Here is a 10,067-nt window from a genome sequence, read left to right as displayed (position 1 = left end):
GCAGATTGCCAATCCGTATGTAACGGCTATATGCAATCTGCTTTTAATAAAAATCAAGGTTGCCCCCTCAAATGGAGGGCTTTTTCAGTGCCCTCCCTGTTTGGGCGAGGCTTTTTTTTATGTGTATTTATTTGTTCTTCAAGAGGTCGCGTATCTCGGCCAGCAGCTCTTCCTGCGTGGGTCCCTTAGGTGCTTCGGGCTCAGGAGCAGGCTCTTCCTTCTTGCGGTTCAGCTTGTTGATACCCTTCAGCATCAGGAAGATACAGAAGGCCACGATCAGGAAGTCGATCACGTTCTGTATAAACTGTCCGTAGGTGATGTTAGCCTCGCCGATGGTGGCTTTGAGGCCAGTGAAGTCGATACCACCCGTTACGATGCCGATAAGAGGCATGAGCACATCGTTAACCAGCGAGGTGACGATTTTACCAAACGCGCCGCCGATGATCACACCGACTGCCATGTCCATCACATTGCCCTTCACGGCAAACTCTTTGAATTCTTTAATAAATCCCATAAGCTTTTACGTTTTAAAGTTTAATATGTTAATGTTCCAAGTTCAAAGTTCCAAGTTCAAAGTTCAATGTTAGAATTGTAATCTGTATTTTGCAATCATTGGTTTTCGACCGTTGATTTTAATACTTTTCACTTTTGGCTTTTTACTTTTTACTTTATTTTTTAGTGATTGATGGTGCAAATATAGGAATAATTTTGTAACTTTGCATCCGAAATCAGAAAAAATTTCATTTTTTAGATAAAAAAGTTAGTAATAATATAGGTATAACCCATTTAAATAATTTAGTAAAATGACAAAAGTAGCAATTAACGGTTTTGGCCGTATTGGTCGTCTCGCATTCCGTCAGATGTTCGAGGCTGAAGGTTATGAAGTAGTAGCAATCAACGACTTGACAAGTCCTAAGATGCTGGCTCACCTGCTGAAGTACGATACCGCTCAGGGTGGTTTCTGCGGCAAGTTCGGTGAGAACAAGCACACTGTAGAGGCTGGTGAGGACTTCATCGTAGTTGATGGTAAGAAGATCACTATCTATGCTATTCCTAACGCTGCTGAGCTCCCTTGGGGTAAGCTGGATGTAGACGTTGTTCTGGAGTGCACAGGTTTCTACACATCTAAGGAGAAGGCTTCTGCTCACCTGACTGCTGGTGCTAAGAAGGTTGTTATCTCAGCTCCTGCTGGTAACGATCTGCCTACTATCGTTTACAATGTAAACCACAAGACTCTGACTCCTGCTGACACTGTTATCAGCGCTGCTTCTTGTACCACAAACTGCTTGGCTCCTATGACCAAGGCTCTGAACGACCTGGCTCCAATCCAGAGCGGTATCATGACAACTGTTCACGCTTACACAGGTGACCAGATGATCCTCGACGGTCCTCAGCGCAAGGGTGATGTTCAGCGTGCTCGTGCTGGTGCTCAGAACATCGTTCCTAACTCAACTGGTGCTGCTAAGGCTATCGGTCTCGTAATTCCTGAGCTGAACGGTAAGCTGATCGGTGCTGCTCAGCGCGTTCCAACTCCAACAGGTTCTACCACTATCCTGCACGCTGTTGTTAAGGGTGATGTAACTGTTGAGAGCATCAACGCTGCCATGAAGGCTGCTCAGAACGAGTCATTCGGTTACACTGAGGAGAAGCTCGTTTCAAGCGATATCATCGGTATGAAGTTCGGTTCACTCTTCGACGCTAACCAGACCATGGTAAGCAAGATGGAGGATGGTAACTCACTCGTACAGGTTGTTTCTTGGTACGACAATGAGAACTCTTACACTTCTCAGATGGTTCGTACTATCAAGTACCTCGCTGAGCTGAAATAATATTGCTCCAAGCATATAATTTCAAGCCACTCGATTTTCTTCGGGTGGCTTTTTTTTAACCATCGTGGCGAGGCCGATCCAAACGACGACCTGACCATGCTCTGTCTGCGTGTAAGCTGATTGTTCACACACTCTTTTTTTCTCAGGATAACAGAATAGGGGCTCGTTTCTATACGAACCCCTATTTCCCTTTTTTGATGTACGTCGCTCTAATACCCCATACACGAGGTAGCTCCCAGTGCTGTTACGATTGCTGTTGCGATAGATGCTATTTTTTGGGGGGAAGATGGGGAAGATATATATATAGGAATATGCGAAAGAAATACCTAAATCTCTCAATCGTCAATGCAAGTGATTTAGGTATTTAATTTTAATATTATATAGAAAACATCTTCCCCATCTTCCCCCTATGGTATGACACTAACGGTGCTGTAGTATAACACTAACAGCCCTTTAGTATCATACTAACGCCCCTATAGTATAACACTATCAGCTCTTATACTATAGGATGGTCGAATCATCATCAACGGCGACGTCTGGCTGCACTTTGCGGTGCGACCTAAGGATAATCGTAGAAAGGTGAGGCTTATACAAGCGTAGTAAAACAAGCCATCATGGCTTGTAGGCGGCCAGCTTGTCGAGGCAATACTGGCGGAAGTCGGTCCAATGGTAGTAGGGGGCACAGTCTGTCTTGATGGGCAGCGTGGCCTCTACTTCGTTGAGCAGCACCTTGAAGAGCACGTCCTTGTCCTTGGGACTGCTGCGGTAGAAGATGAACTGCAGGTTGCAGCCCATGGGGAAGATACTACTGCTCCACCAGCCGCGTGCCTCGAGGTCGTCGAGATTGTCGGTCGCGAGGTCGTAGCCGTTAACACCTATCAGGCATACCAGTGGCAGCAGCACCGTTTCGTGGCCGAAACGCAGCTGGGCACCGGGATCGGGCAGCTTGATGCAGCTGTCGGCATCAGCTATCATCTGGCGCAACAGGTGGCGCTGCGTGTAGGGCTGGCGGCCGCCGTTGAGCTTACAGGCACCATGCTGGATATACCACAGCACATTGTCGATCTGCCACATGCGGTAGATATCGTCGGTATTAAACAGGCTGATCAGGTTGGTGTTGCGGTTATAGTTGGTGTTGAGCTGAAACAGGCTCATCTTCATCAGGTAATAGTTGAAGTACTCTTCATCGACAAACTCCTTGACGATGTCGGGGTTCTTGAAGATGAGCTCCATCAAGCGGGTGTTGCCCATGCGGGTGGCGATATAGGCATTGTAGGCCTTCTGCGCCTCGGGGGTCATATAGTTGCTGCGCAGCTTGCGGTCTTGGTAGTTCATGTACCACTGGGTGCGCTGCGATGCCTGCATGCTGACCTTTAGCTTGGGGCACACCTGCAGCATCTCCATGCATGCCGAGCCCATGGACTCGATACAACGGGGCACAACGGTGCTGATGGCTGTGACGTGGGCGCCTGGACGGAACACCTCGGGAAAACGTTGTGCCATGCGGCGGCCGATGTCCTGCATCTGTCGCTTGCCATAGCCGGTAAGCTCGCCCCAGCGGTCCTCGGTGTCGCGCATGATCGAGTTCATCTCGTGGAGCACGCGGCGGCCTTCGACAGTGAGCTCGTCGAGGCTGTCGGCATGTAGCATCATGATGTAGGGCGTGTCGTAGCCGTTGCGGTTGCTGATATAGCGCGAGCCGTGGCGACCGTAATGGGATATGTAGAAGGGCTTCTTGCCAGCGGGGGCTGGTGTGAGCGTGGTCTGGATAGAGTCGGGGTAGGTGTCGTAGTTGCACGAGGCATACGATGGGCGCTGCCTGATGATTTCTTTCACCGACTGTGCAGGGGCTGTCAGCAGTGAACAATACAGGGCGAACAGGATGGTTATCAGGTGTCTCATCTTCCTCGGGTCTTAAAGTTAAACCTACGGTTCTCGTAGCGATACAGCTTGCGCAGATAGTAGCGCTTCACGTCCTGCCAGTGGTAGTAGGGGGCGCAGTCGGTTTCAATGGGCAGCGTGGCCTCCTGGCCGTTGAGCAGCACCTTGACCAGCACATCGGGGTCGTCGTGATCGGCGCGGTAGTGTATCATCTCGATGGTGCCGCCTAAGGGGGCGATGCGGTAGTTGACCCAGCCGTAGGCCTCGAGCGAGTCGAGATTCTCGGTGTGCAGGTTACAGCCGTTGAGGTCCATCAGGCAGGCCAGACTCATCACCACATTGGCATGGGTGTAGCGCAGGTGCATGAGTGGGGTGTAGCGTTTCAGCACGCTGTCGCCCATGTGTATCATATTGCGGAGCACGGAACGCTGCAGATAGGGCTGATAGCCGCCGTTGAGCGTGCAGCCGCCATAGTTGATATAGTGCCAGGCGTTCTGCTTGCGCCAGTGCTGGTGTATCTCTTCAGGAGTGAAGATGTCCCACAGGGTCATGGTGCCTGCCAGCTCGCTGTTCTGCACATTGCCTGCCAGGAGGAACAGCTGGCGGCTGAGTTTGGCGGCATCTATATGGTTCAGCACGTAGCTCTGATCGTTGAAGAGCGACGTCATGAGGCGGCCGTCGTTCGAATTCAGGGTGTAGAAGCGGTCGTAGTTTATGCGGGTGAGCGAATCGACGCGCTGTGCTATCAGCTCCTTGTCGGTGGGATTCATAAACCGCACCTCCTGCATCGAGGCTTTGCTGCGCGCTACGATGGGCTGCTTCATGGCCGAGAGCTGCAGCAAGCCCTCCTCCATGGTCATGATGCAACGGTTCTCAACGATGCTCCGCACGCTGAAGTAGCCTTGGGGAATGAAGATGTCGGGGAACCGCTGGACCATCTGTTTCACCAGGTCGCGACTCTGCTGGGCGCCGCGGGCCGTAAGCTCGCCGCTACGGTGGTAGGCATCGGCTTTCAGCAGAGCTATCCTGCGCAGCACATCCTGTCCCAGCTTGGTGAGCTTGCCTAAACTGTCGGCCTTGGCCAGCGTGGCGTAGGTGTCGGTGTAATACTCGTTCTTGTCGAGATAGTACGAGCCCGGACAACCATAGTGGTTGATGTAGAAGGGCTTCTTACCGCCTGGGGCGGGGGTGTCCTTCGGCATCTTGCCTGCCTGACGGGCATAGAACATGCCTGCTGCACGGTTCACATCTTCCTGCAGTTCCTTGACTACCGACTGCGCCTGTGCGCTACCTGTAGCCATCGTTAACAATGCGATGATGATGAGTTTAGGCTTCATCCTGATGAATCGGTTTGATTTTTGCTTGCAAAAATACGTTTTTTTCGTGAAACAACCAAATTTTTTATTAACTTTGCGCCCGTTATGGAAAAGAAAAAAGTATATCATGACTTGTTCGTAGATTTCGACGATACGCTATACGATACTCATGGCAATGCCGTGATAGCTCTCGGCGAGACGTTTGAGGCTTTTGGATTGGGGCGCTTCTTCAGCGACCCGCAATTGTTTTACGATACCTACTGGGAGGCGAATATCGACCTGTGGAGCCGCTACTCGAAGGGGGAGATTACGCGCGACTATCTGATAGTGGAGCGATTCCGCCGACCGCTGAGTGTGGGGCTGGGACTGGAGGTGACAGAGCAGTTGTGCCTGGAGATGAGCGACCGTTTTCTCGACTTCTGCAGCTCGAAGCCAGGCACCGTTGAGGGCGCACACCGCCTGATGGACTATCTGCGACAGCAGGGCTACCGCATGCATATGACCAGCAACGGATTCCACGAGGTGCAGTATAAAAAACTGGCTGCCTGCGGACTGCGCGACTATTTTGATACCATTGTGCTGAGCGAGGATGCGGGTGCCAACAAGCCCTCGCAGGCGTTCTTCGATTACGCCTTCGCACAGACGGGCGCCAAGCCCGAGACCACGCTGATGATAGGCGACAATATGGCTACCGACATACAGGGTGCCATGGCGGCTGGCATCGACACGCTGCTCTTCAACCGTTGGCAGTACGACATAAAAAGTGGGAACCCGCAGGCCCCCACTTATCTGGTTTCCAGTCTGCTTGACATCAAGCAGATACTCTAATCATGCTTATTTAGCGTAAGCTACCGAACGGGTCTCACGGATCACCGTGATCTTCACCTGACCAGGATAGGTCATCTCGTTCTGAATCTTGGTAGCGATATCGGTGCTGAGAGCCTCGCTCTCGGCATCGTTCATCTTATCGGCACCTACAATCACACGGAGCTCGCGACCTGCCTGGATGGCGTAGGTCTTGGTAACGCCGGGATAGCTCATGGCGATGGCCTCAAGGTCGTTCAGACGCTTGATGTAGGCCTCTACAATCTCGCGGCGGGCACCTGGACGGGCGCCTGAGATGGCGTCGCACACCTGTACGATAGGAGCCAGCAGGGTCTGCATCTCTATCTCGTCGTGGTGAGCACCGATGGCATTGCAGATATCGGGTTTCTCCTTGTACTTCTCGGCAATCTTGGCACCGTAGATAGCGTGTGGCAACTCGCTCTCCTCATCGGGCACCTTACCAATATCGTGCAGCAGTCCGGCACGCTTGGCCTTCTTGGGGTTCAAGCCCAGCTCGCTGGCCATAACGGCACAGAGGTTGGCTGTTTCGCGGGCATGCTGCAGCAGGTTCTGTCCGTATGAAGAGCGGTACTTCATCTTACCGATGATGCGGATGAGCTCGGGGTGCAGACCGTGTACACCCAGGTCGATAGCAGTGCGCTTACCTGTCTCGATGATCTCGTTGTCGAGCTGCTTCTTCACCTTGGCTACCACTTCCTCGATACGGGCTGGGTGGATACGACCATCGCTTACCAGCTGGTGGAGTGCCAGGCGGCAAACCTCACGGCGTACGGGATCGAAACCTGAGATAACGATAGCCTCGGGGGTATCATCAACTACGATTTCAACACCTGCAGCGGCCTCAAGAGCGCGGATGTTACGACCCTCGCGGCCGATGATGCGACCCTTTACCTCGTCGTTCTCAATGTGGAACACGCTCACAGAGTTTTCGATAGCGGTCTCTGTAGCTACGCGCTGGATGGTCTGGATGACTATCTTCTTGGCCTGGGCATTGGCGTTGAGCTTAGCCTCGTCCATAATCTCGTTGATGTAGCTGGCAGCGGCAGTCTTAGCCTCGTCCTTCATCGACTCTACCAGGCGGTTCTTAGCTTCTTCGGCGCTCAGACCTGATACTTCCTCAAGCTTCTCGCGCTCCTTGAGCTGCATCTTCTCGAGCTCCTCGGCCTTGACAGAGAGCAGTTTCTTCTCATTGTCGATGCGCTGCTGCATGTTGTCGAGCTCGTTCTTACGGCGACCCAGTTCTTCCTGGCGCTGGTTGAGCGAAATCTCGCGCTGCTTCAGTTTGTTCTCACTCTGCTGGATGTGCTGGTTGCGCTGCTGCACTTCCTTCTCCAACTCGCTCTTCTTATTGATGAATTTCTCCTTCACCTCGAGCAGTTTCTTCTCTTTGATGACATCGGCCTGCTTGGTGGCTGTGTCAATCATTTCATTGTATTTTCCCTTCAGAACGTAGCGGAAAACAAGATATCCACAGACTCCTCCAAGTGCGAGGGCGCCTGCGGCGATCAGTAGTACAAAAATGATATCCATATAAAATCTATGTTATTAAAAATGATATTCTCACTTAAGTGCCTCCTCTATTTCAGAAGTCAACTTAGTGAGAATAGTATTGTAGGGATCAGTGTCGTTCTTGCCGCGCTCACGCTGGTACATCAAGGCAATGTCGATGAGCGTCATGAGCGCTATCGTATGCTCGCCTTTCTTGCCTTTATAAGCCTGAGAATAGGCGTTATAACGGTCGGTAATGAGCTTGGCTGCCTTACGATAATACTCCTCGTCGGAACGCTTGATGGTTACCTCGATTTCTTCATCGTAAACGTGCAACCTGATATGTAGTCTCTCGCTATTCACTTCTGTCATGGGGCACCTGTTTTATTTTTCTTGTTCGTCGCTTAGAATGGCTATGCACTTGTTGACGTTCTTGATCATCTTTTGAACGCGGGCTTTCGCGCTCTCGAGATCGCCGTCGGTAATCTGCATCATCTTGGCCATCTTCAGCGAATTATAATCATTGTCTGCCTGAGTCAGTTTGGCCTGCAGGGCTTCGATGTCCTGCTTTCCCTGCTCAATCTGCGCAAGCAATGCCTGATTCTCCGCCTTCAGTTCCTTGAAGTGGTAAATCATTTGTCGTACGCGCGTCTCGAACGCCACTATGGTCTCTTCGTTTGCAGTCATGATATAACTATTTGGTGTACAAAGTTATATAATTTATCTCTTAAAGAATAGACTTATCTCTGTCTTTTAAGAAACTTTAATCTTTTCACCCCTTTATTTCTCTTCTGCGGGCTTGGGCTCCTTCTTGGCCAGCATCACCACTTTGTAAACAAAGTCGGTAATCCACTTCTGAGAGAATCCTAAACGGCGGTTGTACTCACGAACGGCTACCACGCTCTTCAGTACTGAGGGGTCGCTGAAGTCGTTCTTGTTGAAAATGTCGTTCACGGTCTTCTCGGTCATGGTGTAGAGAGCCTTCTTCATGAAGCCGGGCAGGCGGAGCTTGAACTTCATCAGGTTGCCTGTAAGCATCATGATGTCCTGAGTAAAGCCTTGGAACTGAAGCAGATAGGTCTGCGCATCCTGTATTTTCTTGCAACGCTTGCGCAGGCTCGCGTCAATCTCCTTGAAGAAATCGTCGTCCATGCCATACATCTCCTTGAGCATCTTTTTACAACGTGTGCGCTCGCCGACACCTAACTTATTATTAACGGTAGCTACCTTGAGTGTGGTCTTAAACACACGCAGGTCGGGCAGGGCGGCCAGGTTGGTAATGCCAAGGTCGGCTGCCATGGCTGCCTGGAAGTAAACGCGGATCAGGGTCATGAAATCCTCCATGCCGCCTACCTTCTGTTCGTCCTTATTTCCAAATAATTTATTCCAAAATCCCATAAAATCTTGTTTTATAATCAAAAATCGTCTGCAAAGGTAATGATTTTTTTGATAATTATGGCAATTCGTGCATAAAAATCCTTATCTTTGCACCAAAATTATAAATAATTGCGAATTATGAAAGGAATTGTTTTGGCAGGCGGTTCAGGCACTCGCCTTTACCCCATCACTAAAGGAATCAGTAAACAATTGATACCTATTTTCGACAAACCGATGATCTATTATCCTATTTCGGCGCTGATGCTGGCTGGCATCCGTGAGATACTGATCATATCAACGCCCCACGATCTGTCAGGATTCAAAAGACTGCTGGGTGACGGATCGGATTATGGCGTGCGTTTTGAGTATGCTGAGCAGCCATCGCCCGACGGACTGGCCCAGGCCTTCATCATCGGCGAGAAGTTTATAGGCGACGATTGCGCTTGTCTGGTTCTGGGCGACAACATCTTCTACGGATCGGGATTCACCGGACTGCTGAAGGAGAGTGTGGAGAATGCCGAGAAGCGCGGACAGGCTACCGTGTTCGGCTATTATGTAAACGATCCTGAGCGCTATGGTGTGGCTGAGTTTGATGCCGAGGGCAACTGCCTGAGCATTGAGGAGAAACCCGCCAACCCCAAGTCGAACTATGCGGTGGTAGGCTTGTATTTCTACCCCAACAGCGTGGTGGATATTGCCAAGCATATCAAACCGTCGGCTCGTGGCGAACTGGAGATTACCACGGTTAATCAGGAATATCTGGCAGCCAAGAAGCTGAAGGTGCAGACCCTGCAGCGCGGCTTTGCATGGCTTGACACTGGTACGCACGACTCGCTGTCGGAGGCTTCGACCTTTATTGAGGTGATTGAGAAGCGTCAGGGACTGAAGGTGGCGTGCTTAGAGGAAATAGCCTTTAAGCGCGGTTGGATCAGTAAAGAAAAGCTGGAAGAAGTGGCTAAGCCGATGGCCAAGAACGAATATGGCAAATATCTGCTGAGTCTCGTGAAATAAGAAAAAAAGAATCCCGCAAGTAATGAGGGCACTGAAAAAGCCCTCCATTTGAGGGGGCAACCTTGATTTTTATTAAAAGCAGATTGCATATAGCCGTTACATACGGATTGGCAATCTGCTTTTTTCAATTTTCAGTTTGTGGTCAGTAATACCCCCAGATGAGGTTTATACGGCTTCTTAAAGAGCTTTTTTTGAGAAATATATTCTTTGCTCAGATTAGTTTGAGGATTCTCTTGATATTTGCGGCAAAAATGGTGATAGCTCCTTGCATTTGCATGGAGTACAGGCCATATGATTCTGCCCTGTTGTAGCCATAGAC

The 10,067-nt window shown here is 50.6% G+C and carries 11 protein-coding genes; 3 read left to right on the top strand and 8 right to left on the bottom strand.

Translation table 11 applies throughout. The features are described from left to right. Positions 1-127 precede the first annotated feature (127 nt). The gene (gene mscL, locus T491_RS0115070) at positions 128-514 is read right to left on the bottom strand and encodes a large conductance mechanosensitive channel protein MscL (protein WP_028904615.1); all 387 of its coding nucleotides are present in this window, start codon (positions 512-514) and stop codon (positions 128-130) included. Positions 515-803: 289 nt separating this feature from the next. On the opposite strand from mscL, the gene gap reads away from it, so the two are divergent. Then, on the top strand, positions 804-1,829 hold the full coding sequence (gap, locus tag T491_RS0115065) for a type I glyceraldehyde-3-phosphate dehydrogenase (RefSeq protein WP_027451058.1): 1,026 nt from the start codon (positions 804-806) through the stop codon (positions 1,827-1,829). Positions 1,830-2,038: 209 nt separating this feature from the next. Here the strand turns inward: gap and T491_RS18155 are convergent, their stop codons facing one another. From T491_RS18155 to T491_RS16765, 3 genes are all read right to left on the bottom strand, one after another. After that, positions 2,039-2,101 (bottom strand): smalltalk protein, encoded by a 63-nt coding sequence (locus tag T491_RS18155; RefSeq protein ID WP_255327042.1) that lies wholly within the window; start codon positions 2,099-2,101, stop codon positions 2,039-2,041. Between the two features lie 340 nt (positions 2,102-2,441). After that, on the bottom strand, positions 2,442-3,731 hold the full coding sequence (locus tag T491_RS0115060) for a histidine-type phosphatase (protein WP_028904614.1): 1,290 nt from the start codon (positions 3,729-3,731) through the stop codon (positions 2,442-2,444). Next, entirely contained in the window at positions 3,728-5,047 is a 1,320-nt protein-coding gene (locus T491_RS16765) for a hypothetical protein (protein ID WP_033148038.1), read from the bottom strand. Before T491_RS16765 ends, T491_RS0115060 begins: the two co-directional genes overlap by 4 nt. 84 nt (positions 5,048-5,131) lie before the next feature. Between T491_RS16765 and T491_RS0115050 the strand changes: the two genes are divergently transcribed. Beyond that, entirely contained in the window at positions 5,132-5,854 is a 723-nt protein-coding gene (locus T491_RS0115050) for a YjjG family noncanonical pyrimidine nucleotidase (RefSeq protein WP_028904613.1), read from the top strand. A 6-nt stretch (positions 5,855-5,860) separates the two neighbouring features. Here the strand turns inward: T491_RS0115050 and rny are convergent, their stop codons facing one another. The 4 genes from rny to T491_RS0115030 all read right to left on the bottom strand — a co-directional run bounded on the left by rny (position 5,861) and on the right by T491_RS0115030 (position 8,758). Continuing rightward, entirely contained in the window at positions 5,861-7,402 is a 1,542-nt protein-coding gene (gene rny, locus T491_RS0115045; protein ID WP_033148036.1) for a ribonuclease Y, read from the bottom strand. 30 nt (positions 7,403-7,432) lie between these two features. Further along, positions 7,433-7,732 carry a cell division protein ZapA gene (locus tag T491_RS0115040; protein ID WP_028904611.1) on the bottom strand — a complete coding sequence of 100 codons (300 nt, stop codon included), beginning with the start codon at positions 7,730-7,732 and terminating at the stop codon, positions 7,433-7,435. Between the two features lie 12 nt (positions 7,733-7,744). After that, positions 7,745-8,047, bottom strand: a complete 303-nt coding sequence (locus T491_RS0115035) for a hypothetical protein (protein WP_028904610.1) — start codon at positions 8,045-8,047, stop codon at positions 7,745-7,747. A gap of 93 nt (positions 8,048-8,140) precedes the next feature. Further along, positions 8,141-8,758, bottom strand: coding sequence for a hypothetical protein (locus T491_RS0115030; protein WP_028904609.1), 618 nt, complete (start codon positions 8,756-8,758; stop codon positions 8,141-8,143). A gap of 117 nt (positions 8,759-8,875) precedes the next feature. On the opposite strand from T491_RS0115030, the gene rfbA reads away from it, so the two are divergent. Next, a complete protein-coding gene (gene rfbA / locus T491_RS0115025; protein ID WP_028904608.1) occupies positions 8,876-9,748 on the top strand; it encodes a glucose-1-phosphate thymidylyltransferase RfbA in 873 nt (290 codons plus the stop codon). Positions 9,749-10,067: the final 319 nt, after the last annotated feature.

It is taken from the genome of Prevotella sp. P6B4 (assembly GCF_000619985.1).
In the GTDB taxonomy this organism is placed as follows: Bacteria; Bacteroidota; Bacteroidia; order Bacteroidales; family Bacteroidaceae; genus Prevotella.
This window is presented reverse-complemented; position numbering and strand designations above follow the sequence as displayed.